A 26,521-nucleotide genomic window follows, 5' to 3' on the forward strand; every position below is an offset into this window, starting at 1 on the left:
TCTATTGCAATGGGGAATATAGCAACTGAAAAATAATAACTCTTAGCGAACATCCTTATTGTGTATTGGACGCACTTAATAATATTATTAATATTCAGCGATTGGGCGCTTTTCGAAATAAGGAAAGCGTCCGTGCCAAGGACTTCATGAAACGTATTTGATAGGCTAAACTTGCAGGTTTTAAGTTTGAGTTTGATTTAGATTAAATGTGAAAAGATGTACTTACAATAATGGGGGCGTTTCTGGAACAACTGAAAACGCCTTTTCTTATTTTGCTAAATGGCAGGATAGTGGAATAAGAAATTTATGGGAATATACTGGTTCCAAATTTTAGTTAAATCTCAAATAACGGATTTGACTACAGTATGCCTTCATTATTTTAAAGCATACTATACAAAGCACTGTGATTTAATTAGCGTTTAAGATGAAAAAGGGATGGTGTAAGATGAAAAAGCAGCTCCCACCTGGCCAATTCGAAACAGAAAAATGGCCAATACTGCACACAGGGGATGTTCCTGATTTTAATGATATCACATGGAATTTCAGACTTTTTGGTGAGGTGAAGGAAGAAAAGTCCTTATCCTATAAGGAAATCAGAGGGCTTCCAAAGACCATATCAACCGTTAATATGCATTGTGTTACCACCTGGTCTAAATTTGATACAACTTTTGAAGGAATTGCACTTAGAGAGTTATTGAAGTTTGTTGAAATTAATGAAGGTGTGAAATACATTAAAATTTACGGTTACTACAATGGGGACAGATTTGGTTATTCTGCAAACCTGCCACTAGAGCCTTTATTAGGGGACGATTCTTTGTTTGTATACCGTTGGAAGGATAAAAATCATGATTGGCATGATATTGATCAAAAACATGGTTATCCACTAAGGTTTATTCCACCAGAAGTATTTTATCTATGGAAAGGCTCAAAGTGGGTTTCAGGGATTGAGTTTATGAAAGTAGACGAGGCTGGTTTTTGGGAAGAGCTTGGCTATTCGATGACAGCAAATCCATTTAAAGAAGAGCGGTACCGTTAACACAGGCTATGAAACAAAAAGGAGGGTGGGAAGTACTTAAACTTTTGATACTTTGCTTCCAATAAAAAAGCAAGGCCATTTTTTTGTAACGGTGCAGGTTAATGGAATAGGAATGGATTCCATCTATTCCGAATGGAAGAACGACAAAAATGAAAACAGAAAGAAAAACCGTAGTATTTTTCTCATTGAGGATCTCTTTACATTGTGAGTAAAGGCTAATAGTTAATTCAAAGTCAACAGTGGACAGAAGTTAAAAGAAAACAACTCATTTTGTTCACAAACGGGTGCAATAATGTAAAATGAGCGATACTTAGAGGATCGCTTTTTTTAGTGTGCCAGGCACCATCCATTTTTATTGCACGAACGAGCAGTTTAGTTCAATAACTAATTATGATAAATGGCTCTTGTTACAGTATTCAGCATATTATAATGTTAAAACGACTTCAGCGTGACAATTTTATATTTGCTTTGTTTATGTAGTTTAATTCAATAGGAGGGTTACATAGAGAAGACTTTACATGTTCTGGGAATATGTGGCAAATTACGTAAAAAATCGTTTAGAAATTACTATAAAAATAAAATGCTTTTATATAGATTAAAACAACTTTTTGGTGAGGATATAATAAATTGAAGCAAGATAAGGTTTTTCGATTGTTAAAAATGTTTTTTAGGAAGGGTAAAGAAAAATGCTTTATATATGGGATATTGAGAAGATAATTATAAATACATTACAAGAGCTCAAACTTAAAATAAATGTTGAATCCAACAAAAAACTCACTGCACCGATGAGTTATAACGTTTCGACAAATACGATAAAGTTTAACTACATTCAAATTAACGGATATAACGCTAAAATTAACTTTAAAATGAAAGAAACAGATGAAAACTTTGTAAAAATTATTCTTTATCATCAGCTCGGTTATTACTTAGAATATAGGAAAAATCCACGAGTTTTAAAGACTCTCATTTACGGTAAAGAAGAAGAAAAGGAACAGCTTTTAGCAGAAATCGAAGAGAATTCTTGGGAATGTGGAAGAACACTGGTACCCGAATATCTATTAAAAGCATATGATCAAGTACGTGAATTGGATAAACTATGGGACAAATAGGTTTTCAAAATCATACAACTCTCGATTCGATTGAATCGCAGAATCTATAGGTGTGATGACTTTGGGGAAACGTAAACTTTAAATATAATCTCATGATATCCATCCATCGTAAATAAACATTCCCACGGGTGCGGCGTTCTACCCCGACTATCGATAAAATAAAACCATATAAAAAAAGGTCAACCAGAAATATCGAAATATCTGGCTAACCTTATATTATGAACGAGTACAGGAGTAGAAGAAAGGGTCCCTGCGACGATCCTATTTGTTATTGAGTTAACGGGCAGCATTCCTGTAATGAAGAAATATGAGGTTTGAATATAAAAAAGCCCCTTGGTAAGATATGAGTGTCCCAAGCTTGGCGGCAAAAAGGACATAAACATACTACCAGGAGGCTATTTAAATGAATTATAACCAAAATAAAAAAATTGCTCAAATTACTTCTCAAACATTAATTATAGGTGTTGATATTGCTAAATACAAGCATGTGGCAAGAGCCCAAGACTTTAGGGGTTTAGAATTCTCAGCACCCTTATACTTTGAAAATACTAAATCTAGCTTTAACGGTTTCATAGAGTGGGTTAAAAACTTAATGGATCAAAACAAAATGGAAAAAGTGATCGTAGGAATGGAGCCGACAGGTCATTATTGGCTTAATTTAGCTCACTTCCTTAAGGAACAAAATATTAAGTTTGTAGTGGTAAATCCTATGCATGTAAAGAAAAGTAAAGAGTTAGATGATAATTCTCCTACTAAAAATGACGTAAAGGATGCCAGAGTTATTGCACAGCTCGTCAAAGACGGGAGATATGCCGAACCTAATATTCCACAAGGAGTATATGCAGAACTTAGAGTGGCTCGAAAAATACGTGATCTCTTATCTGTTGACCTTCAAGCAGTTCAAGGACAAGTCCATAATTGGATAGATCGCTACTTTCCAGAATTCCTTACCGTCTTTAAAGATTGGGAAGGTAAGGCTGCAATACAATTATTGAATTAATTTATTGCCAAATGAATTAATCAATCATACAGAACAAGAAATACTTGAACACCTTCGAAAAGCTGTTAAACGTGCGGTGGGACTCAGTAAAATAAAAGAACTAAAGCAGGTGGCAATGGTTTCAATTGGCATTCGTGAAGGTTCGGATATGGCTAAATTAGAGCTTCGCACATTAATAGATAAGTATGAACTCATAATTGAAAAGTTCGAAGAACTGGAATCTAACATAGATAAACTTCTTGAACAAATTCCTGGTGTTGAACAAATGTTGGCTATTAAAGGAATAGGGAAAGACACAATTGCAGGGTTTTTCTCAGAGGTAGGAGATTTAACTTACTACTCACACCCAAGACAAATTATCAAATTAGCTGGGCTTAGTCTAAAGGAAAATACCTCTGGAAAGCATAAAGGGCAAACCAAAATTACAAAGAGAGGAAGGAAGACCTTAAGAGCTCTCCTTTTTCGAGTAGCAATGCCTTTGGTGGCTAAAAATACTGCGTTTAAAGCCTTACATGAGTATTTTACAAAACGCCCAAATAACCCTTTGAAGAAGATGCAATCTCTAATCGCAATTTGTAATAAGCTCATACGGATTCTGTTCACGATCGGTAAAAAACAGTGTGAATTTAGTGAGGAACGTATGTTAAGGGACATTCCTCATATGGTGGCATTACAGAAAGCAGCAGCTTAATTTTCTTTTCATCGGGATTATTTAGTAGGTTAATTGTTATAAACATTTGAAGCACGGATTAGTCAGTAAAACAACTAAAGTACGGGCAAAGACCCTGTCGGGCAGCATGACTGACATCCACCTCATGGAAAGGTTGGACGAAGGAATTTTGGAGCAAAGACTCTGTGAGAAATGGGAGGGTTGACCTCCATGAGAAATGTGGAGATCCACCAGTGCGACCATTCTTTACCTATATATCCACCTTTAGGATAAGGTTGGTTTGGTAACTATTAATTGTTTTTTCACTTTGCCCCCAAAATTATCCTTTAGTACACAACTCTTCCAATATTCAAATAAATTTTCAAACAGACTACTGCGTAATTTGGAGAAAACAAGAGAAATCGAGAGATTTCCCTTTCTATATAGAGGGAGGTTAGTTGAATAAGGTACTATTTGGATCAAGATAGATATAAGTAGAAAAGTTAATAACAAGGGGTGATTTTTTGGAGAAAAATATTGGTGATGAATTATTTTACTAAGTTTTTACTATTTTTACTGATATATGAAAGGAATGGCAGTACACTAATCTAACAAGGTTTACTTCAGTAAAATAAGGTATAATATTTGTTGAATAGATTCTCTTTAAAGACAAGAAAAGTAGGTGAACAAAGTGGGAAAATACCAATTGGATTACAAAGGTCAGGCAGCTGTGACAAAATTTCATGAAAAACAGACACCTGAAAAATTTGATAAAAAGCAGCAACTTGAAAAATTACGTGGGGAGTATTTGAAAAAGAAGCAAAAACAAATAGATAAATAATATGAATGAAAACATAGGAAGACTAAAATCTCCCTATGTTTTTCTTATTCGAAGTTCTTTTTTCAATTGCGATAGTTAAGAAACATTGTATTCATCGTAAACTGGATTTAACTTTTATGTTTTATTTAATAATTGATTCAACTAACGGGTGCGTTGATCCAATGGATTAACGCCTTTTTGCGTTGAAGTTATCAAGCTAAAGGGAATTAATGTAAGAAAGTCGCCTTTTACTTACTAGGAACTAGACCTTTTAAGTGTAATAAGGAGGTTTAATAATGGATGGATTTTAACAATGGCAAGCAGAAAAGTAAATAAAACCAAAGAGGAAAAAACTTTTTTTGCAAGCTTTTAAAAAATAAGTGTTATCTCAAATTACGGATAGAGTTCTACAAGAAGCAGTTTAATTGCAGGGTGTTACCAAAAATAAAGATTCATTACGCAAAGTAAAAAAGATATTGAAGCTCTCTACGCTTCAATATCAAAACAGTTTAAAATGAACAAATCTTCAAGCCTGGACTAGCTGGATTCGAATCAACAATCACGGAGTCAAAGACTGTTGCCTTACCACTTGGCTTGGCTATAGTCCAACAAGGGGATTAGTATTATTGATAACGGTTTTGTTCATTTTGTTGTTGGCTTGAATTTTTTTGACCTGAACTTTCTTGTGCTTGAGCTTGTTGTAAGTTTCTTGGATTTATATTAGCTTGAGTAGGTTGAACAGCCTGTTGTGCTTGCTGATACTGTTCTTGATTCTGATGATTTTGTGCCATTTTAAAAGTCTCCTTTATGATTCAGCATTTTTATTAAAGACTAGTTTAATTTGCGCTTCTTTATTATGTATTAAGTCTTTGAAAAATATTGATGCATTCGAAAATCCCCTTTTCACCGCTCATAAGAACGATTAATGTGAATCGCCTTATGGAATCTAACAGGCAGTTTAGTTCAAAAAGGAATATTTTCACTTAAACGAAAAGGGGCTACTTCATCTTACGAGAGCTTTGATAATAAATATTATATCACTAGCCGGTTTTGCTATCTTAGCGACCTTGGTAACTGACGATAAGATTGTTTATTTCGATAGCACTGTTATCTCTTATATTCAAGGATTCGAAGCACCAGCATTGACAGTCATTATTAAATTTTTTACCTATATAGGTTCTACGGTTTCCATTGTGCCACTTTCCATTCTTATATTGGTCTTCTTATACAAATGTATTAAAACATCGTTCCGAGTTAATACTATTTTTTGCTGTAATGGTGGGTTCTAACATCCTCTTCTTCTTATTAAAATTGTATTTTCGCAGGGCAAGATCTGATTTACATCGACTCATTGAGGTTAGTGGTTACAGCTTTCCTACTGGTCATGCAACCAATGCTTGTACCTTGTATGGAAGGTTATTTGTCATCGATTAGTGCTGCTGATAAGTCAGTAACCCTTTGTTTAAGTAGGAAAATATTTAATTCTTAGGTGGGAAATAATTATGCAGCATATTGATTTCCTAATTGAGCATTTTGGATATTTAGGAATCATTGTAGTTTTAATTGGCGGTATTGTAGGTCTTCCAATCCCTGATGAGGTTCTTTTAACATATGTTGGCTACAATGTCTTTCAAGGTAAATTTTTGACGAAGAATTTGTTTCAAAAAGTAGGACCGACAGTTTTATTAGTTGGCTACTTTGTTCCTGGAGTTCGCCATTTTGCGGCTTACATCGCAGCAGTAAATAAATACCCTTTTAAAAAATTCGTTGTTTATGCTTATTCTGGTGCATTGCTTTGGAGTTTTACTTTTATCTCATTAGGAAGAGTGCTTGGGGAACAATGGCATTTGGTGGAATCTTATATATCAAAATATAGTGTATATTTCATTATGCTGGTATTAGTCCTTGCAATTGTCTTATATATATTTTGGAAGAGAAGAAGTCAATTAAGAAGTGAGTGAAAAAATGATATTCAAGGAGCTAACATCACCTACAAAAAGGTTTATTTTTTATGCTATATCAGTTTTTATTGCGTTTTTCTTTATTTTTTGGAAATTCGCTGACGAACTTATTGAGAAAGAATTACATAAATTCGATTTAACTATTATTGATTGGGTTCAATCATTTATTTCTGTTAAACATACAAAATTAATGGAATTGATTACCTTTTTAGGCTCCTTTAAAGCTGTTATTTGGATTTCAATCTTAACTATTATCATCATGATCTTAAATAAAAAAAGGTGGGAAGCATTGTTCTTTTTGATAGCAGTGTTAGGTTGCTCTTTTTTCAATACGATACTTAAATGGATTTTTCATCGAACAAGACCCACTATTCATCCGATTATTCAAGAAACAGGCTATAGCTTTCCAAGTGGTCATTCCATGGTTTCATTTGTGATGTATGGAATGTTAACGTATTTCCTTGTTCTTTTTTTCGAAAAAAGGAGTGCAAAAATAATAACTATCATATTTTTTTCCGTTTTAGTTTTATTTATAGGTCTAAGTAGAATTTATCTTGGAGTTCATTATCCTAGTGATGTTATTGCTGGTTTTTCGGCTGGAGGTGCTTGGTTAGTTATTTGTTTGATGTTTTTAAAAATAATTTTAGAAATTAGGAGCAAGAGGAGAAAAAACAATTTAGAAGGGACCTGATTCCCCCCTGATTTGAAGTGAAAGGGTCTAAGGAAATAATCTTTTCGTATTTCTAAAATAAGTTTGTGAAACATTATACTTAAACTATCAGGTGCGTTAGTTGAAGAAGAATTAAGTGATTTTAGGATTGAGATTATATTTTAGTTATTCCATTAAATCAATCTGCGCTTTTGTACATAAAAAAGACAGTTTGTGGAGCAACACTTATATAAATACCTTGATAATACTTCCATACTTAATTTGGTTATTTTGTTACAAACTAAGACCAAAAGATTCATATTTGAGGTGATAAAATGAATCGTGTCGGAAAATATGCAATTGAAAAAGATATGAATGAAACGGAATTATTAAAAATGGTGCTTGAGCTTCCAGATAAGGATAAAATGTTAATGTGGTCTGAGGGATATATCGACCTTGTTATTGAAAAATTACCGAAGTATGGTCAGGATATTTTGGTGAATCGCAAAGATAAATGGGAAGATACGAAAGGCTATTACCAAGACAAGCTTGACAACATCCTTTCAAAGGAAGAAATGAAAATGAAAATGAAGAGCGAACGAAAAGAGTTCGCTCTTTTTGTCATAGAGAACTATAAAGAGTTTCAATCTTTACTCTTCTTATGTTATGACGGGAATTTAAAAGACGATGATTTAAGAAAATTCGTTTACCGGAGGAGATACGGAACAAGAAAAAGTTATTTAATAAAATAAAAAATCCAGAAGTTATAATAAGAAATTTATAATACACCATTGCGCAAAATGGAATCGGACAAAACAGAACGACAGGTTGTAGTGGAGAATTTTTAGAATACATCAACGCACCATCCAGATGAGGCTGGATGGTGCATTTATTTTTATTGTTCCTTTTTAATATCAGCTAAAACCCAAGTGAGCATATTCGTAAAATGATTAAGATGTTCTTGAACGCGCCCAGGGAATTCTCTTTCTAAAAATTCAAGATTATCATTCTCTGTATGCCAGATTTCACCATGTTTCTCAGTTTGTGTATAGCCATCCTGATCGCCAAGTTCCCAGTTGGTTGCTTCAAAATAAGCAATCGAGATTCCTTTTGCCTTGAATGGGGCATGGTCGCTCCAATCTCCTGTGGTACCTTCTGGATATTCAGGATTTATGCCCGAATTCGTTTCGAGAGGAATGTTCTTTTTATTGGCGATATCAAGTGCTAAGTCACGGATCCATCCATCTTCTCCAGCTCCACCGTAAACATAGATATTGTCGCCAGCTAGTAAACTATCAAGATTAATCATCCCGATGGTGTTATCGATTTCTTCTTCAGACATATTGTTAGCATAATACTTCGATCCCTGTAAACCTGTCTCTTCTGCACCAAAAAAGACATATTTTATATCATAGGCGAGATTGCGCTTTTCCAGTGCCTTTGCCGTTTCGAGAATGACCCCGACACTTGAAGCATTGTCATCAGCGCCTTTTCCAACACTAACCGAATCATAGTGCGCGCCAACAATGATTTGTTTGTCTGTATGCTTGTTATCTTTTACGGCAATGACATTGGCGGACTCAGTAATTTTACCCCCTCTTGTATAACTGAATTCCTGCTCCTCAACCTTTAGGTCCAACTTTTCCAGCTCATCGATGATGTACTCGCGCGCTTTCGTCTCATTTTCACTGCCCGCAACCCTCGGTCCGATTTCCTCCGTCAAATACTGAACATGTTGATACGCCAATTCTCCGGCAAATTTCTTTGGTGCTGCAGATACACTTCCAGCTGCAAATAAGGCTGAAATCGTAACTACCCCTGCAATGATTGAACTTTTTACCATTTTTGCATTCATAAAAGTCATCTTCCTCATTTCTGTATATTTATTCTTCCGGATTTATATTCATCCATAATTAAAGATTCGCTATAATCAAAGGAACTCCTCCCAATTTTTTAAAAAAGATAGACTTTAGATTGGAATTACAAAGAAAAGAGCAGCTCATACTAGTATCAAGCTACTCAGTCATTCAGATATTGATATTTTTGTAAATTCGAGAATTATTCCACAAAGCAGATTTCATGGGAATATATAAAAGTATCAAATAGTTTTATGATTTTTTAAAACAGTTATTCCATGTAACAATTTTGGACCCGAAACACCTAAAAGGAAGTTATGGACGGGCGCTTTAATGAAATAACTAAAACCTACTACTGACTCTAATTTTTCAATTTCTTAACTTGCCTTAGAATATTGTTTTATAGATTCTGTCTTCTTCCCGTGTACAAAATAGTATAGAAAGATAGAAAGATAGACAAAAATACAATAACAGCCATTGTCATATACATTCCACGATACCCAGCTAAAGGTACAATGATCCCTATGAAGATAGGTCCAATACCTGACCCGGCATCCATGGCAATATAATACGTTGATGTAGCAAGGCCGACCCGGTGACGTGGAGAATTTTTCACCGCAATCGCTAGGCAACAAGAAAATAGCGTACCATAACCGAGCGCTACAAGTGCACCCGCAGCTATAATATACCAATCTATGTCTGCTTGGCTAAGGAAGATCAGTCCTAGTGTAAAGAATACCAACCACTAAGAAATTTTGTTTTAGCTTGCTTTAAGAAAATAAGAGTTGAATCCCTTGCTTAAACTAGACAATTAATAGACAATGATTGTTACAAGTGATCATTCTTTCTATTTGAAAATTGCTAAATTTTTTTGTAAACTTGTATCCGCTCTTAGGTTTTGGTTTTTGTAGTGAATTGGAGGCCGGAACGACAGTTCACAGCATTTAGCAGTAAAAATGAAAGAGGACAAGCACTCACAAATGAGTGCTTTTATTTGGTGCTGAGAAGATGACAGTTTTCATATTCTAATGTTTTTATAGGGGGTGGAAGAGTGAAGGTTTTTATGGATTTGAAATGGTTCTTTAAACAGGAAAAAAGACCATATATTGTAGGAATCCTTTTATTAATTGTGGTATCGATGCTTGAATTGGTTCCGCCAAAAATCATTGGCATTATTGTAGATGCAATTAAAGAAGGGACTTTAACAGGAAGCGAGCTTCTGAAATGGATGATCATTTTAACGGTCATAGGCATTTCGATGTATGTCATTCGCTATTTTTGGCGGGTCATGATTTTCGGTTCCTCTCTTAAGCTTGCTAGACAGCTGCGGGATATGCTGTATGCTCATTTTACAAAAATGTCGCAAACCTTCTATCAAAAGAAAAGAGTAGGGGACTTAATGGCTCATGCGACGAATGACTTACAGGCAATTCAGCAGACCGCAGGAGCCGGCGTATTAACAATGGTCGATTCATTGACGATTGGAATTGCGGTTGTTGTGATCATGGCAGCTACAATCAGCTGGGAATTAACGCTAATTTGCTTAATCCCCATGCCATTCATGGCGATTATGACAAACTGGTATGGTCGTTTGCTTCATGAACGGTTTTATAAGGCGCAAGAAGCCTTTTCATCTTTGAACGACAAAACGCAGGAGAGTATTACAGGAATTAAAGTCATTAAAACATTTGGTCAAGAAAAGGAAGATGTCGAAGAATTTTATCACCAATCAGCCGATGTCGTGAAAAAGAACTTGGCCGTTGCGCGAGTGGATGCCTTATATGACCCAACCATCGCTGGCATTGTAGGGGTCTCTTTTTTCTTATCGATTGCTTTTGGTGCAAAGTTCGTGATAGATGGAATGATTACAATTGGAGAACTCGTCTCGTTTAATGCTTATTTAGGGCTGCTAGTCTGGCCGATGTTGGCATTTGGCTGGCTGTTTAATATTTTGGAAAGAGGAAGAGCCTCTTATGACCGGATAAGGAAGATCTTAGACGAACCCGTGGATGTAAAAGATACACGGGATGCGCTAGATCAAGTTCCAACTGGGGATATTGCGTTTCATATTAATGATTTTACGTACCCAAGAGAACAGCAGCCTGTATTAAAACAAATTCACTTTCGGTTAAGAAGGGGAGAAACCCTCGGCATTGTCGGAAAAACAGGAGCTGGAAAAACGACGTTATTAAAGCTTCTCATTAGGGAAAGTGAAGGTTTTAATGGAGACATTTTAATCGGCGAAAGACGTATAGATGAATTTAAACTTGAAAGGCTTCGTGAAGCAATTGGTTATGTGCCACAGGAGCATTTCCTATTTTCTGCTACGGTTGCAGAAAACATTTCATTCGCAAAGCCGGATGCTTCAATCGAGAAGGTTCATCATGCCGCGAAATTAGCGAAGGTGGATCATGATATTCTTCAATTTACGGATGGGTATGATACGATTGTCGGCGAGAGGGGCGTCTCACTTTCCGGTGGACAAAAGCAGAGAATATCCATCGCCAGAGCATTATTGATGCAACCGGAAATCCTAATTCTCGATGATTCTTTATCTGCTGTTGATGCGAAAACGGAAGAAGGGATACTAGCCTCATTAAGGGAAACTCGTGCTGGAAAAACAACGATTATTACAGCACACCGTTTAAGTGCGATCCAGCATGCGGATATGATTCTCGTTCTTGATGAAGGAGAGATTGCACAAATGGGTACACACTATGAGCTAATGGAACGGGATGGCTGGTACAAGGAAATGTATCTCCATCAGCAGTTAGAAGCACTTGTAGAGAAAGGGGGAGCACATGGGCAAAACAACTGAATTTACAAAACAGGAGCAGCGTACGATCCTTTTTCGATTGCTTTCCTATACGACCCCTCATTATAAAAAAATTATTTTTGCCTTTATCCTGCTGACGTTGGCTACATTGGGGGAAATTGTCGGACCGCTAATGATTGCGCACTTTATTGATCACTATTTAGCACCGAGACATCTTCCTCTTCAGCCATTGCTCGTTCTAGGAGGAGGCTACCTTGCCATTCATGTAGCAAGGTCGTTTATTACGTATTTTCAACAATATAAATTTCAGGAGATTGCCTTAAAAATCATTCAGAAAATCCGTGTGGATGTCTTTAGAAAAGTACAAGGGCTCGGGTTAAAATATTTTGATAAGACTCCAGCTGGAAGTACGGTTTCTAGAGTGACGAATGATACAGAGGCCATAAAGGAACTGTTTGTAACGGTCATTGCCAGCTTTATCCAAAGTGGATTTTTAATTATCGGCATTTTTATCGCGATGTTCATTTTAAATGTGAAATTGGCAGTATTTTGTTTAATCATTCTTCCGCTTGTTTTTTTGATCATAAAAATGTATCGGAAATACAGTTCAAGTTATTATGCGGAAATGCGTGAACAATTAGGTCTGTTGAATGCAAAGATTAATGAATCATTACAGGGAATGGCCATGATCCAAATGTTCAGACAGCAGAAAAGACTGGAAAGAGAGTTTTCAACGATCAATGAAAAGCATTTTCTTGCCGGTCGTAGAAATATTAAACTAGACAGCTTGCTCTTAAGACCTGCAGTCGAGCTCGTGTATTTTGGTTCTTTAATTATGGCACTAAGCTATTTCGGGATTACCTCTTTAAATAGTCCTGTCGAAATCGGTGTGGTCTATGCTTTTACAACGTATTTGCATCGTTTCTTTAGGCCAGTGAATGACGTGATGAGGCAGCTATCGTTATATCAACAAGCGATTATTGCTGCTGGCAGGGTATTCCGACTGCTTGATGAAACAGAAATGGCACCGGAACAAAAGAATGCGAGTGAAACAAAAATCAAAGACGGAGAAATCGAGTTCCGTGACGTCAGCTTTTCCTATGATGGGAAAAAGGATGTGCTCAAAGATATTTCCTTCACGGCAAAACCGGGTGAGACGGTCGCGTTGGTCGGTCATACGGGCAGCGGGAAAAGTTCAATCATTAATTTGCTGATGAGGTTTTATGAATTTGAGCGAGGGGATATCTTGATTGATGGGATGTCCATTAAGGAATATTCACGTGAGGAGTTACGGGAAAAAATGGGGCTCGTCCTTCAAGACCCTTTCCTATTTTATGGGACGATAAAGGATAACATTCGTTTGCATAACGATTCAATGACCGATGAAAAAGTAAAAGAGGCAGCGGAGTTTGTTCGTGCACATTCCTTTATCGAAAAGCTAGAAGATGGTTACGAGCATCGAGTCGTTGAGCGTGGCTCGACTTTCTCTAGCGGACAGAGGCAGCTTATTGCATTTGCCAGAACCATTGCTACGGATCCAAAGATTCTTGTTCTCGATGAGGCGACGGCTAATATTGATACGGAAACAGAAGAAGAAATTCAAGCTGCTTTAGCAAAAATGCGTAAAGGAAGAACGACGATTGCGATCGCGCACAGATTATCAACGATTCAAGATGCTGACTTAATTCTCGTTTTGCATCAAGGAAACATTGTCGAAAGAGGAACACACCAGGAACTATTGTCGCAAAAAGGACTCTATTATCAAATGTTCCAGTTGCAAAATGGTCTCGTCGTTTCGTAATCTTTTTAAAATCATAGTTAGCAAACTTAAAAGAATCACATATCAACGGTTACAACTAAACCAGTTATTATCTAATTCACGTTCCAATCTTGCAGGGGTGGGGCATTCCTAGACTAAAAAATAGACTTAAACGATAAGGGAAGAGAAAGGTTTGAGAGAATGGATAAAAGCCACGAAGCGCGTTGGTATGAAAGCGTTTCGTGGCTTTTTGATTTTTTTGGGGAATGGATTGCTTGCAGCCTCTCTATACCGTCTTGCCTAGTTGAATCAACTAAAATTTTATTCGACTGGCTTTTTACTCTCATTTTCATCCAAAAAGGCTCTAAAATGATCTCCCCAATTACAAATGGAAGTGACAACAGGTTCTAATTGTAGCCCAATTTCGCTTAGTTGATATTCTACTTTAGGAGGAACAACTGGGTAAACCGCTCTCGTAATAATGTGATCCTCTTCTAATTCCCTTAATTGTCTAATTAACATACGTTGATTGACATCGGGAAGTTTTTTTTGAATTTCGCTTAACCTTAATGGAGACTCTTGGAGCAAACACCAGATGATTGGTATTTTCCATCGTCCACCGATCACCGATAAAGCTAAATCTTTGCTAGTGAAAAAAGTTTTTTCTTTATATAAAATTTCCATCTATGATTGTCCTCTCCTTTTCCTATTTTTTGTTTATAGTGACAAAAACGTCAGTATTGTCCAATAAATTTTAATATGTAATGATGGAAATGTAAATGAGATAACAAAAAAGGAGAGATTCATTTTAAAAAGGATAGCTACTGCTCAATTTACTCCGGCAGAACCATTCTTTAGATTATTTGATGGTGGTGACAAAAACGTCAGTATTGTGACAATATTTATAATGTGTAATTATATAAAATAATTAGAAAATATAACAAAAGAAGAGAAAGAAGGGATTCATTTGAAAAGTAGAGCAGCTGTTGCATTTAAACCAGGAGAACCACTTCAAATTGTAGAAATCGATGTAGAGGAACCTAAAGCAAAAGAAGTATTAGTAAAAATTCTCTATACTTCAGTCTGTCATACAGATGCATTTACATTATCTGGTGATGATCCGGAAGGTGTATTTCCGGCTGTACTAGGTCATGAAGGAGCTGGAGTTGTCGTTGCTGTCGGTGATGAAGTGACTTCAGTAAAACCGGGGGATCATGTGATTCCACTATATACGGCTGAATGTGGAGAATGTAAATTCTGTCGTTCTGGTAAAACAAACTTATGTAGTGCCGTACGAGAAACTCAAGGTAAAGGATTAATGCCTGATGGAACCACTCGTTTCTCTTATAATGGAGAGCCTATTTATCATTACATGGGAACAAGTACATTTAGTGAATATACAGTCGTTAATGAAATCTCTTTGGCAAAAATTGATCCAGAAGCGCCGCTTGATAAAGTTTGTCTATTTGGATGTGGTGTGACGACAGGGATTGGAGCCGTACATAACACAGCAAAAGTAGAAGAAGGAGCTGTGACAGCCGTATTTGGTCTTGGAGCGATTGGATTAGCCGTTATTCAAGGATTGGTTCAAGCAAAAGCAAGCCGAATTATTGCTATAGACTTAAATGAGGATAAGTTTGAATTAGCTAAGAAAATGGGAGCAACTGATTTTATCAATCCTTCTAAATTTGATAAACCAATTCAAGAAGTCATCATTGAAATGACGGATGGAGGAGTAGATTATAGCTTCGAGTGTATTGGAAATGTTGAAGTAATGAAGTCTGCTCTTGAATGTTGTCATAAAGGTTGGGGTGAAAGTACGATTATCGGTGTTGCAGGAGCAGGTAAAGAAATACATACTCGTCCATTCCAATTAGTAACAGGTAGAGTATGGCGTGGGTCAGCCTTTGGTGGAGTAAAAGGAAGAACACAGCTTCCAGGAATGGTTGAAGATTATATGAACGGTGAAATCGATCTGGATTCGTTTATCACACACCACTTAGACTTTAAAGACATCAATGAGGCATTTGACTTGCTTCATAAGGGAGAGTCAATTCGTACGATTTTAACATATGGAGAGTGAGAAAGTGAGTCTTAAACTTATTGAAAAGCGTCGCTCATTCGGTGGGGAACAATGTAAATATACTCATTATTCGGAATTGTTGCAATGTGAAATGACATTTAGTATTTACTTACCATCAAATAAAGAAAAGAAACCAATCCCTCTTATTTGGTGGCTGTCTGGGTTAACTTGTACAGATGATAATTTTAGTCAAAAAAGCGGCTTTCAACGATTGGCTGAGGAATATCAAGTGGCCGTCATGATTCCAGATACTTCCCCACGTGGTGAACATGTGGCTGACGATGAAGCATATGACCTTGGCCAAGGGGCGGGTTTTTATTTAAATGCAACACAAGAACCATGGGCAAAGCATTATAAGATGTACTCGTATATCGCCGAAGAATTATCAGCGATTGCGAAATCGCTAATCCCTCATTTTTCAGGAAAAGAAAGTATGATGGGCCACTCTATGGGAGGCCATGGTGCTTTAGTAGTTGGCATGAAAAACAAAGAAAGATTTAGGGCGATTTCTGCTTTTGCTCCCATTTTAAGTCCAAGTAAAATCCCATGGGGACTAAAAGCTTTCTCCACTTATTTAGGGGATGACAAAGAGGCCTGGAAAGCATGGGATGCTTCAGAATTGATCAAAGAAGCCGGAATGCCGCCTATTCTGATCACGCAAGGAACAGAAGATGAGTTTTACCCTAAACACTTAGATGAAACATATTTTTTAAAGAATGCTCAGGAAAACAATGCAGTAGTCCAATACGAGAAAGCGGAAGGTTATGATCATAGCTATTTCTTTATCGCAACTTTCCTAGAAGAGCATTTTGCTTTTCATAAGAATCATCTTAGATAATCCATCTCATTTAAATCGATGGAATTTGAAAATAAAATATCCACATTGCATGGTAATGTGGATATTTTTAAACTCATTAAGTCATGTGTGATACACCATTTACGATAAAAATGGGTTAGATTGGAGGGAAAGCTACCTATGGATTATAAGAAGATATTGGTCAATGATCATGTAAAACCCTTCTTATTAAAAGCCCGTTATGGGATTGAAAAGGAAAGCCATCGAGTTGACTTATCAGGAAATTTAGCTAGCACAGATCATCCTAAGAGTATTACGTTAAAAGATGATCACCCTTATATTCAGCGGGACTTTTCAGAAACACAGATGGAAATCATCACACCTGTTTCGGAGACATTAGAGGATCTGTTTAATTACTTAGCGGCGATCCATGATGTTGCTTATCGTTCGATGGATGAGAATGAAATGCTATGGCCATTGAGCATGCCGCCACAGTTACCAGAAAACGAAGATGAGATTGTGATTGCAAAATTGGATAATGTTGAAAATACCCGATATCGTCAATTTTTAGCTCATTCTCATGGCCGTCGCAAACAAATGATTAGCGGTATACATTACAACTTTCAATTTGGCGATGAGTTCATCCAAGCGTTATTTAACTTACAATCGGAGATAACTGATTATCGTCATTTTAAAGAAGAGATTTATTTAAAGGTGACAAGAAACTATTTACATTATCGATGGTTAGTGACTTATTTTTATGGAGCTTCCCCTCGCAGCGAAAAAAATTTTTTTGAAGATGATTCTTTAAATGGAGCCGTAAGGAGCATTAGAGGCAGTAAATATGGTTATGTTAATTCCGATAATGTTCTGGTGTCGTATAAGAGTATACAGAACTATCTAGCAGATCTTTCTTCCATGGTTAAAAAAGGGATTCTATCTGAAGAAAAGGAATTTTATGCACCTATTCGTTTAAGAGGTGGACATCATGTGTCAGATTTAGAAGATCACGGTGTTCATTATATTGAATTGCGCAATATCGATTTAAATCCTTTTGAAACTTATGGGATCAGTTATGAACAAGCAGAATTTCTCCATCTTTTCTTACTTTATTTACTATGGAAAGATGAAGGAGATCAATGTGATGAATGGGGAAAAATGGGTGATTTTTACAATGAGATCGTAGCTCTGGAGCATCCATTAGCGCACACACCATTTGAAGAAGAAGCTAAAAGTATCATTGATGAAATGGAACATCTAGTGGACATCTTAGATTTGAGTGTTTCTGATACGTTATTTGTTCATCTAAGAGAAATGCTAATGGACCCAAGCAAGACTTTAGCGGGAAGACTTTATAAAGAAAGTGAAAAAAGCAGTCAAAGTCAAGTGGCTACGTCCATTGCTAAAGAAAATTATAAAAAGTCATGGGATAAACCATATCAATTAGCAGGATTTACTGATATGGAGTTATCGACTCAGATTTTAATGTTTGACGCGATTCAACAAGGTATCCAAATAGAAATCTTGGATCGGCAAGATCAATTTTTAAAACTGAAATTAAAGGATCATGTTGAATATGTGAAAAATGGGAATATGACAAGTAAAGATACTTATGTTTCCAGCTTAATTATGGAAAATAAAACAGTCACAAAGAAAATTCTTCACCAACATGGATTTCGAGTACCTAAAGGTGAAGAGTTTCAAACAATCGAGCAGGCTTCACGTTCCTATCATCTATTTTCCAGCAAACCTTTTGTTGTGAAGCCAAAAACAACAAACTATGGAATAGGAATATCAATCTTTAAAGATGGTGCCAATTATGAGGATTATCAACAGGCACTCAAATTAGCATTTAAAGAAGATTCATCAGTATTAGTAGAAGAATTTATCAATGGAACGGAATATCGATTTTTTGTGTTAAATGATCAAGTTTATGCTGTTTTATTACGAATTCCTGCGAATGTGAAAGGTGACGGTAAACATACAATTGAAGAGTTAGTCACTAATAAGAATCGTGACCCGCTAAGAGGAAGAGATCATCGGACCCCTTTAGAACTGATCCGACTAGGTGAATTAGAGAAACTTATGCTTAAAGGTCAAGGATATCGAATGGATTCCATTCCAGAAAAGGATGTAATCATCTATCTGCGTGAAAACTCTAATATTAGTACAGGCGGAGATTCAATTGATGTGACCGATCTCATTCCTGATGATTATAAAAAAATTGCAGTGGATGCGGTAGCTGCCCTTGGGGTCAAAATTTGTGGGATTGATTTAATCATTGAAGATACAAGAGTTCCTGCAACCAATAAAAACGCTTATGGAATTATTGAAGCGAACTTTAACCCATCCATGTATATGCATGTGTATCCATATAGTGGAAAATCCCGACGTTTAACTATTCATATTATCCAGTATTTATTCCCTGAACTATTAGAAAGTCAGGACTCAAAATTAATCAATCTAGGGGTACCACTAGCAAAACGTGAATTCGCAACGGTAACCTGTTGAAAAAGGGGACGGTTCTCCCGTTCTCCTAATAATTAGGAAAACAAGAGAACCATCCTGCTGTTTACCTAAGAAAGGAGATTGAAATGATGATTGCTGCTTATGAAGAAGATGTAGCTAGTTTTGATAAAATTGATTCCGTAAAAGCACAGGAATTGATAAAAGGAGAAGGTGAAGCGGTTATCTATATTGGCAAGGCAGTATGTCCTTATTGTCAATTATTCATTAAAAAACTAAAAAAAGTGGCTGAAGAAACGGATACCCACATCTATTATATCAATAGTGTGGAGGAATCTGATATGGAAGGGATTTCGGCCTTCCGTAATGAATACGACATACCAACGGTTCCCGGTTTCATCTATACGAATGGTGACACAGTAAACGTGAGATGCGATTCATCCATGTCAGAAGAAGAAATCAAAACTTTTATCAATAAATAAATCAATACAAAAGACAAGTATCTGCTACATTCTGCTTGGAACTTTTTAAAGGACGTTTTCTTCAATATCACAAATTATTAATAAGCCGAAAACATGCAAGACTATTTATACACTACATGAAGAAGAATTGTACGAATAGCATGATATTAAAGCAGAAAGTGTAATTATATCGGAAGTCCTGCAGGGATTTTCAGTCGAGATTTTTCAATAGATTTTTGGGGCAGTCCTCCAATCTAGTTGAACGAACTTCACATGAATTTCAAGGGGGGCCAGGGACTATTACATATTTAAACCGCACAGTGTTTCAAACACTCGTACGGTTTTTTTGATTTTTTTGATTAGACCGGGTGGTATCATAATGGTGCCAGGCACCATCAATTTAAAACGCATACAGTCATATGCATAATTAAGCAATTTTTATACATAAAAAAAGGAAGTGTTCAAGCTTCCTCTTCATAATTATTCGCTTTTGTCAATATTGTTAACTACATTTACTACAATATTATTGTTGTTTTGGAATCCATTGTTTCGCAACATGTTAGATTTTCTTACTTGACTTGGAATTGTGAATAGATCATAGATTAGTCCAATACCGAATAGACCAAATGTTAATAGATAGATCACTCCTGTTCCAATCTTACCAGTGTAGAAGCGATGAATTCCAGCAATACCAAAGAGACATAATGCGAATAAGATGTATGCAGTTGATGTTTTTTTCATGATTAATTTCCTCCGATTTTTTTAGTTGCTAAGTAGTTTAGTTTTTATTCAACAGAATCTGCTATGATTCCAGGTAACGAGATATTGTAACCAGCTTGTGATTCATAAGAATAAGAACCGTAAACTGTACCATAAATTGTAACGATATCACCTTCGACGAAATCGGTGTATCCTGCATATTCTACGAATACCAAGTCATTGTATGAATAACCATAAGATTCTTTTGTAACGCTTAAACGGATATTAGTTGTGCCATTACCTTCGAGGATTTGAACAATCTCACCAGTGTATGTTACATATTCTCCTGCATATCGATCAGGATTCTTTTCTAAATGTGGAAAATCAATTGTTTTAGCAGTTGAACGTTTTGCAGCAGTTTCAGCAGCTTTAGCTTCTTGAGTTTTAGTTGATACGTATGTGCTTCCTTCTTCTTTTGTTGTGAAGAATTGGAGATCAACTACGTTTACACCGTCAGTTTTCACAAAGAAATATCCATCAGAAATTTGTTGTAATGCTCCATCATATCCATCAGTATATAATTCAGCCAAGTCGATTTTAATAGAGTCGATGTAATCTTGATAATCTTTCATAGTCATACCAATAGAAAGTTTTGCTTTAGCTTCTTCGACAGTAGCAACAGGTTTTTCTTTTTCCGCTTCTTTTGGTTCTTCTTTTTTCTCTTCTTTGACTTCTTCAGTATGAGTTTCTTCGGATGCTGTGGTTGGAACTTCAGGAGATATAGATGAAGCGATTATAACACTAAGAAGTGCAGCACCGAAAAGACCACCGGTAATCTTAAATTGCTTTTTGGCTTTACCATTTTTCTTAATCAATGAAACAAGTGAAGCTAATAAAAATCCAATAGCTGAAACTCCAGAAAGTAGAAATACGATTAATAGAAAGTTATCCATAATATATTTTCCTCCGTTTTTTTGTAGTTGTGTTACATTAATGTTACAACAGATTTATTGTCTGTAACGTTGGTAATTAAATGAAATCTTTTAAGTACTCCAAATTGGAAACTCTTTTAGGCATTAAATCAATTCCAGTGTTAACCCAAAATTTAACATAAAGGTGCCAGGCACCATCCATTTTTTTTAATACTCACATGGGATTTACGTTACTCCAGAATAGGGCGCATTTGTAACATAACAAACAGGAGCTGATCAACCAGTTCCTGTTTAATTATTTGGTAAAAATATTGAAGAGTAAGTAGCGTAGTGATAGCAATCAAAGGGGTGGATTTCCGATATTAAGGAAACGAAAGCCAATGGTTATGAGGCGGAAAATTGGGAGAATAAACAGGAAATGATGATCGAAAGTCTCATGCTTTTAAAATGGAACCGCACAAAACAGAACGACAGGTTGTAGTGGAGAATTTTTGGAATACATCAACGCACCATCCAGATCAGGCTGGATGGTGCATTTTATTTTTATTGTTCCTTTTTAATATCAACTAAAACCCAAGTGAGCATATTCGTGAAATGGTTAAGATGTTCTTGAACGCGCCCAGGGAATTCTCTTTCTAAAAATTCAAGATTATCATTCTTTGTATGCCAAATTTCACCGTGTTTCTCGGTTTGTGTATAGCCATCCTGATCGCCAAGTCCCCAGTTGGTTGCTTCAAAATAAGCAATCGTGATTCCTTTTGCCTTGAACGGGGCATGGTCGCTCCAATCTCCTGTGGTTCCTTCAGGATATTCAGGATTTATTCCCGGATTCGTTTCGAGAGGAATGTTCTTTTTATTGGCGATATCCAGTGCTAAGTCACGGATCCATCCATCTTCCTCAGCTCCACCGTAAACATAAATATTGTCTCCAGCTAGTAAACTATCAAGATTGATCATCCCGATGGTGTTATGGATTTCTTCTGTAGACATATTGTTGGCATAATAGTTCGATCCCCGTAACCCTGTCTCTTCTGCACCAAAAAAGACATATTTTATATCATAGGCGAGATTGCGCTTTTCCAGTGCCTTTGCCGTTTCTAGAATGACCCCGACACTTGAAGCATTGTCATCAGCGCCTTTTCCAACACTAACCGAATCATAGTGCGCGCCAACAATGATTTGTTTATCTGTATGCTTGTTATCTTTTACGGCAATGACATTGGCGGACTCAGTAATTTTACCCCCTCTTGTATAACTGAATTCCTGCTCTTCAACCTTTAGGTCCAACTTTTCCAGCTCATCGATGATGTACTCGCGCGCTTTCGTCTCATTTTCACTGCCCGCAACCCTCGGTCCGATTTCCTCCGTCAAATACTGAACATGCTGATACGCCAATTCTCCGGCAAATTTCTTTGGTGCTGCAGATACACTTCCAGCTGCAAATAAAGCTGAAAACGTAACTACTCCTGCAATGATTGAACTTTTTACCATTTTTGCATTCATAAAAGTCATCTTCCTCTTTTCTGTATATTTATTCCCCCGGATTTATATTCATCCATAATTAAATATTCTCTATAATCAGAGGAACTCCTTCCAATTTTTTAATAAAAGATAGAATTTAGGCTGGAATTACAAAGAAAAGAGCAGCTCATACTATCATCGAGCTACTCAGTCATTCAGATATTGATATTTTTGTAAATCAATCGTTCCATTCACCCCGACTTCAATCCCTTCAGCTTCGAGGGATTGAAGCTGCTCCTGATAGAGGGCATCATCTTGAAGCGAAATTTGGCTTTTGCTATTAATGACCCGATGCCATGGCAAATGGTGTTTTCTGCTTATTGAATGAAGAATTCGCACCACTTGACGAGCAGCGCGCGTACTCCCAGCAACCCTTGCAATTTGTCCATAGGCATCACCCGTCCAGCAGGGAACTTGCGAATGGTTTCCACGACCTTTTTCGTAAAAGGTTGCATAAGCAGGCATTGTAGTCAATGGCGGAGAACCTAAACATAAAGGTGCCAGGCACCATCCATTTAGTAAAATAAAAGAACTAAAGCAGGTGGCAATGGTTTCTATTGGTATTCGTGAAGGTTCTGATATGGCTAAATTAGAGCTTCGCACGTTAATAGACAAATATGAACTAATCATTAAAAAGTTCGAAGAACTTGAATCAAATATAGATAAACTTCTTGAACAGATTCCAGGTGTTGAACAGATGTTGGCAATTAATGGAATAGGGAAAGATACTGTTGCAGGCTTTTTTTCGGAGGTAGGAGACCTAAGTTTCTACTCCCACCAAAGGCAGATTATCAAATTAGCTGGGCTTAGTCTAAAGGAGAATACATCAGGTAAGCACAAAGGACAAACCAAAATTACCAAGAGAGGAAGGAAGACTTTAAGAGCTCTTCTCTTCCGTGTTGCAATGCCTTTGGTGGCTAAGAATTCCGCTTTTAAAGCTTTACATGAGTATTTTACAAAACGCCCACATATTCCTTTAAAAAAGATGTAATCGTTGATTGCAATATGTAACAAGCTTATAAGAATTCTGTTTACCATCGGTAAAAAGCAATGTGAATTTAGTGAAGAACGTATGTTAAGGGACATTCCTCATATGGCGGTATTACAGAAAGTAGCTTAAATTTCTTTTGATTGAAATTATTTAGTAGAGTGATTGTTTTAAACATTTGAAGCACGGATTAGTCAGTAAATCAACTAAACTACGGGCAAGGACCCTGTCGGGCAGCATGACTGACATCCACCTCATGGAAAGGTTGGACGAAGGAATTTTGGAGCAAAGACTCTGTGAGATATGGGAGGGTTGACCCCCATGAGAAATGTGGAGATTTACCAGTGCAACCATACTTTTACTTGTTATCAATCTCTTGGGTAAGGGTGGTTTGGCAGCTTATGATTTGTTTTTTTACTTTGCCCCCAAAATTATCCTTAAATACACCTTTATTCCAGGCTGCAAATTAATAATAAATCCGACTACTACGTAATTTGGAGCAAACAAGAGAAATCGAGAGACTTTCCCTTTCTATATAGAGGGAGGATAGTTGAACAAGATGGTATAATTCGAAAAGAGTTAGAGGAAAAGGGAGATGGAAAAATGATAAATTATAATGGGCGTACATTTGTTTCAATTGAAAATACAGCAAACGGAGAAGTTTCTTCAAAAACAACTTTTATATATAAACAAGAGGGAAATATTATTTCGGCAACATATAGTGGAGGACAAATTGTCAAAGGTTTACTGATTGGTATTGTCAAAGAAAATGGTTATTTAGAATTTAGATATAACCACGTAAATAATAGAAATGAAATTAGAGGGGGAGAATGTTTTTCGACTCCTGAAATCTTAGCAGATGGGCGAATTAGACTATATGAAAACTGGAAATGGCTTGATGCTGAATCAACTCAGGGAAGTTCAATCATCGAGGAAGTTGTTTTATAAAGCATTCAGCAATAAGAAGGTCTTATTCAACAAACGAGTGCGTTACTTTAAGAAGAATTAAGTGATTTTAGGACTAATGCTATTTGTTAGTTATTCAATTAAAGGGACATAATGCGTAACTATGGGCTGTTTTTAAGCAGTCCTTTTTTCTTGACCTTTTTTCAGTTGAAGAGAGCTTTACTTAAATAAGGATAGCTGTAATCGACTCGGGCAAAATACACGCGGATCTCTCTCTCACGCTTCTAATCGTAAACAAAAAAGGAAGCGGAGAAACGGTCTGTCCTCGGCTTCCAAATGATTACTTTTTAATGTTTATTAACGCACGATAGGCATTTGCCTCTCCGGATCCAAAGAGGGCGTCTTGTCCAGGTTTACCGTAGTCATAGGCTGTTTGTTTGATTAGGGCCGTTATTTGTGATGGTTTCATTTCAGGATTTGCTGCTTTAATCACTCCAGCAATACCTGCTACTTGTGGAGTCGCCATAGAAGTTCCCATGGTATAATCATAGCCTGGATAAGGAGAAATATAAGAATCTAAGTAGGTTGGCCATGTATTAAAGATCATGTAGAATGGATTGGCTGCTTCAGGGTCCTGTGTTTGAGCGTATTTAGAACCAAAGTCTCCGCCAGGTGCCGCTACATCAATCGCGCTGTTTCCATAGTTTGAATAGAAAGCGAGTTCATCTGTCGACCATTGTGTTGAAGCAGAAACATTAATGACTCCCGGAAGCTGTGCAGGTACCGCAGTAGCTGGTCCTTTTACTTTTATTCCGTAAGGTTCATATATCGTATTTAAAAATGTAGTCACTGCTTTTTTGTCATCTAAATTCAAACTTTCATTCCCACTGCCAGCAACCACTGTTACATCATTTTGCACAGCATATCGAATGGCTCGTTTCCATAGTACGGTTTCAGCAAATCCTTCAATCATCGTTTTCGTATTATAGTAGCGAAGAGACATATTAATCACATCTACGTCATCGTTTGCTGCTGTAATAATGGCCTCTATCACCCAAGATGGCAGTATTGCAGCTGATTCGGAAAAAGCAACTCGATAGGCGCGTATGCCCAAATCTGGCCCCACCCCTTTAACTTTTCCATTCGCTGCAATAATTCCCGCAACATTTGTACCATGTCCATTACGGTCCACAATATCATTTGGATCGCCTGTTTCTGATGCATCCATTCCAGCAGGTACGAAATTTCGTCCGCCAATGATATTATTTTTTAGATCCGGATGATTCGGATCGATTCCCGTATCAATGACCCCTACAACCGCTTTGTGAACCGTCTTCCCATCCTTGTCTTTGTATCCTCCAGTTTCTATTTCATAGGATTGACCTTCATTTGTAACCTTCTGGATATCCCATTGACCATCCCAGAAACTCTCCTGATTTATTTTATTGGTTGTGGTAGTTGTCTGTAGTTTTGGAAGGGTTAATGGTGTATGTTGAATAAAAGGATTTTCCTTATTTGCTGCTTCAATCGAAGGGTTATTCTTTATTTTTTCAAGAAAAGATGGCTGTTCTGACTGGACTTCAACTCCTCCTACCTCAGGAAGAATTTTTACAATCGTTCCGCCAGCCTGCTCGATTATTTCTCGATAATCCTTAGGCAAACTATTTTTAAAGGCTATGACATAAAGGTTGTCCACCTTTATCTCTTGACTTGAAGATGGATTCTTTTCTATAGCTGCTTGAGCAGGTACACCGCTAACAGTTAATATTCCCATCCCCAATGAAACAGAAAGTAAAGTATGTAGAAATTTCTTTTTCATTATCATTCTCCTCGTATGATTTAATATGTATATATTAACATAATTCGGTATATTTACCTTATTTTTTCAATTAATTTACAGAATTTTTACAAATTAATCGCTGTTATGTCATTTAAACAGGTATCAAGGTGCCAGGCGCCATCCATTTTCAGTGCAGTTTCTGTTGATTTTATGTAACATTCATACTTTACAGGCATGGGAAACTAATAACATAAATGACCACCTTCACATGTAA

21 protein-coding genes, 1 tRNA gene and 3 pseudogenes are annotated in these 26,521 nt (G+C 36.6%); 15 read left to right on the forward strand and 10 right to left on the reverse strand.

Annotation, left to right across the window (positions count from 1 at the left end):
* Window positions 1-445: 445 nt before the first annotated feature.
* The 4 genes and pseudogenes from R4Z09_RS11915 to R4Z09_RS11930 all read left to right on the forward strand — a co-directional run bounded on the left by R4Z09_RS11915 (window position 446) and on the right by R4Z09_RS11930 (window position 4,635).
* On the forward strand, window positions 446-1,036 hold the full coding sequence (locus tag R4Z09_RS11915; protein WP_338452514.1) for a molybdopterin-dependent oxidoreductase: 591 nt from the start codon (window positions 446-448) through the stop codon (window positions 1,034-1,036).
* Between the two features lie 686 nt (window positions 1,037-1,722).
* Window positions 1,723-2,145, forward strand: a complete 423-nt coding sequence (locus R4Z09_RS11920) for a hypothetical protein (RefSeq protein WP_338452515.1) — start codon at window positions 1,723-1,725, stop codon at window positions 2,143-2,145.
* Window positions 2,146-2,548: 403 nt separating this feature from the next.
* Window positions 2,549-3,836, forward strand: a pseudogene (locus tag R4Z09_RS11925) (IS110 family transposase).
* A 649-nt stretch (window positions 3,837-4,485) separates the two neighbouring features.
* A complete protein-coding gene (locus R4Z09_RS11930) occupies window positions 4,486-4,635 on the forward strand; it encodes a hypothetical protein (protein WP_338452516.1) in 150 nt (49 codons plus the stop codon).
* Window positions 4,636-5,146: 511 nt separating this feature from the next.
* On the opposite strand, the gene R4Z09_RS11935 is transcribed toward R4Z09_RS11930, so the two are convergent.
* Together R4Z09_RS11935 and R4Z09_RS11940 are read right to left on the reverse strand one after the other, a co-directional pair.
* Window positions 5,147-5,222, reverse strand: a tRNA-Gln gene (locus R4Z09_RS11935).
* 15 nt (window positions 5,223-5,237) lie between these two features.
* Window positions 5,238-5,405: a hypothetical protein gene (locus R4Z09_RS11940; RefSeq protein WP_338452517.1), complete on the reverse strand. Its 168-nt coding sequence runs from the start codon at window positions 5,403-5,405 to the stop codon at window positions 5,238-5,240.
* 711 nt (window positions 5,406-6,116) lie between these two features.
* On the opposite strand from R4Z09_RS11940, the gene R4Z09_RS11945 reads away from it, so the two are divergent.
* The 3 genes from R4Z09_RS11945 to R4Z09_RS11955 all read left to right on the forward strand — a co-directional run bounded on the left by R4Z09_RS11945 (window position 6,117) and on the right by R4Z09_RS11955 (window position 7,976).
* Window positions 6,117-6,575, forward strand: coding sequence for a DedA family protein (locus R4Z09_RS11945; protein ID WP_338452518.1), 459 nt, complete (start codon window positions 6,117-6,119; stop codon window positions 6,573-6,575).
* Window positions 6,568-7,266 carry a phosphatase PAP2 family protein gene (locus R4Z09_RS11950; RefSeq protein WP_338452519.1) on the forward strand — a complete coding sequence of 233 codons (699 nt, stop codon included), beginning with the start codon at window positions 6,568-6,570 and terminating at the stop codon, window positions 7,264-7,266. The genes R4Z09_RS11945 and R4Z09_RS11950 overlap by 8 nt, the downstream gene beginning before the upstream one ends.
* 293 nt (window positions 7,267-7,559) lie before the next feature.
* Window positions 7,560-7,976: a hypothetical protein gene (locus R4Z09_RS11955; protein ID WP_338452520.1), complete on the forward strand. Its 417-nt coding sequence runs from the start codon at window positions 7,560-7,562 to the stop codon at window positions 7,974-7,976.
* A gap of 143 nt (window positions 7,977-8,119) precedes the next feature.
* Here the strand turns inward: R4Z09_RS11955 and R4Z09_RS11960 are convergent, their stop codons facing one another.
* Window positions 8,120-9,079, reverse strand: coding sequence for a M20/M25/M40 family metallo-hydrolase (locus R4Z09_RS11960; protein WP_338452521.1), 960 nt, complete (start codon window positions 9,077-9,079; stop codon window positions 8,120-8,122).
* Window positions 9,080-9,480: 401 nt separating this feature from the next.
* Window positions 9,481-9,822 carry an MFS transporter gene (locus R4Z09_RS11965; RefSeq protein ID WP_338452522.1) on the reverse strand — a complete coding sequence of 114 codons (342 nt, stop codon included), beginning with the start codon at window positions 9,820-9,822 and terminating at the stop codon, window positions 9,481-9,483.
* A gap of 309 nt (window positions 9,823-10,131) precedes the next feature.
* On the opposite strand from R4Z09_RS11965, the gene R4Z09_RS11970 reads away from it, so the two are divergent.
* The gene (locus R4Z09_RS11970) at window positions 10,132-11,898 is read left to right on the forward strand and encodes an ABC transporter transmembrane domain-containing protein (protein WP_338452523.1); all 1,767 of its coding nucleotides are present in this window, start codon (window positions 10,132-10,134) and stop codon (window positions 11,896-11,898) included.
* Window positions 11,882-13,657: an ABC transporter ATP-binding protein gene (locus R4Z09_RS11975; RefSeq protein WP_338452524.1), complete on the forward strand. Its 1,776-nt coding sequence runs from the start codon at window positions 11,882-11,884 to the stop codon at window positions 13,655-13,657. Before R4Z09_RS11970 ends, R4Z09_RS11975 begins: the two co-directional genes overlap by 17 nt.
* A 279-nt stretch (window positions 13,658-13,936) precedes the next feature.
* Here R4Z09_RS11975 and R4Z09_RS11980 read toward each other — a convergent pair whose 3' ends face one another.
* Window positions 13,937-14,299: a helix-turn-helix domain-containing protein gene (locus R4Z09_RS11980; RefSeq protein ID WP_338452525.1), complete on the reverse strand. Its 363-nt coding sequence runs from the start codon at window positions 14,297-14,299 to the stop codon at window positions 13,937-13,939.
* Between the two features lie 283 nt (window positions 14,300-14,582).
* Here R4Z09_RS11980 and R4Z09_RS11985 point away from each other — a divergent pair, with 283 nt between their 5' ends.
* The 4 genes from R4Z09_RS11985 to R4Z09_RS12000 all read left to right on the forward strand — a co-directional run bounded on the left by R4Z09_RS11985 (window position 14,583) and on the right by R4Z09_RS12000 (window position 19,442).
* Window positions 14,583-15,698 (forward strand): S-(hydroxymethyl)glutathione dehydrogenase/class III alcohol dehydrogenase, encoded by a 1,116-nt coding sequence (locus tag R4Z09_RS11985; protein ID WP_338452526.1) that lies wholly within the window; start codon window positions 14,583-14,585, stop codon window positions 15,696-15,698.
* Window positions 15,699-15,702: 4 nt separating this feature from the next.
* Window positions 15,703-16,536: an S-formylglutathione hydrolase gene (fghA, locus tag R4Z09_RS11990; protein ID WP_338452527.1), complete on the forward strand. Its 834-nt coding sequence runs from the start codon at window positions 15,703-15,705 to the stop codon at window positions 16,534-16,536.
* A 138-nt stretch (window positions 16,537-16,674) separates the two neighbouring features.
* A complete protein-coding gene (gene gshAB / locus R4Z09_RS11995) occupies window positions 16,675-19,005 on the forward strand; it encodes a bifunctional glutamate--cysteine ligase GshA/glutathione synthetase GshB (RefSeq protein WP_338452528.1) in 2,331 nt (776 codons plus the stop codon).
* A gap of 83 nt (window positions 19,006-19,088) precedes the next feature.
* Window positions 19,089-19,442: a thiol reductase thioredoxin gene (locus R4Z09_RS12000; RefSeq protein ID WP_338452529.1), complete on the forward strand. Its 354-nt coding sequence runs from the start codon at window positions 19,089-19,091 to the stop codon at window positions 19,440-19,442.
* Between the two features lie 459 nt (window positions 19,443-19,901).
* On the opposite strand, the gene R4Z09_RS12005 is transcribed toward R4Z09_RS12000, so the two are convergent.
* The 4 genes and pseudogenes from R4Z09_RS12005 to R4Z09_RS12020 form a co-directional block, all read right to left on the reverse strand.
* A complete protein-coding gene (locus tag R4Z09_RS12005; RefSeq protein WP_338452530.1) occupies window positions 19,902-20,162 on the reverse strand; it encodes an NINE protein in 261 nt (86 codons plus the stop codon).
* A gap of 44 nt (window positions 20,163-20,206) precedes the next feature.
* A complete protein-coding gene (locus R4Z09_RS12010; protein ID WP_338452531.1) occupies window positions 20,207-21,073 on the reverse strand; it encodes a hypothetical protein in 867 nt (288 codons plus the stop codon).
* A gap of 522 nt (window positions 21,074-21,595) precedes the next feature.
* Window positions 21,596-22,555: a M20/M25/M40 family metallo-hydrolase gene (locus R4Z09_RS12015; protein WP_338452532.1), complete on the reverse strand. Its 960-nt coding sequence runs from the start codon at window positions 22,553-22,555 to the stop codon at window positions 21,596-21,598.
* Window positions 22,556-22,720: 165 nt separating this feature from the next.
* Window positions 22,721-23,028, reverse strand: a pseudogene (locus R4Z09_RS12020) (MGMT family protein).
* A gap of 62 nt (window positions 23,029-23,090) precedes the next feature.
* Here R4Z09_RS12020 and R4Z09_RS12025 point away from each other — a divergent pair.
* Together R4Z09_RS12025 and R4Z09_RS12030 are read left to right on the forward strand one after the other, a co-directional pair.
* Window positions 23,091-23,693: pseudogene (locus R4Z09_RS12025) on the forward strand (transposase); the annotation flags it as partial.
* 471 nt (window positions 23,694-24,164) lie between these two features.
* A complete protein-coding gene (locus R4Z09_RS12030) occupies window positions 24,165-24,509 on the forward strand; it encodes a n-acetylglutamate synthase (protein WP_338452533.1) in 345 nt (114 codons plus the stop codon).
* Between the two features lie 298 nt (window positions 24,510-24,807).
* Here R4Z09_RS12030 and R4Z09_RS12035 read toward each other — a convergent pair whose 3' ends face one another.
* Complete coding sequence (locus R4Z09_RS12035; RefSeq protein WP_338452534.1) at window positions 24,808-26,286, reverse strand: S8 family peptidase; 1,479 nt, start codon at window positions 26,284-26,286, stop codon at window positions 24,808-24,810.
* Window positions 26,287-26,521 lie beyond the last annotated feature (235 nt).

The sequence above is a fragment of the Niallia oryzisoli genome (assembly GCF_036670025.1).
In the GTDB taxonomy this organism is placed as follows: Bacteria; Bacillota; Bacilli; order Bacillales; family Cytobacillaceae; genus Bacillus_BD; species Bacillus_BD oryzisoli.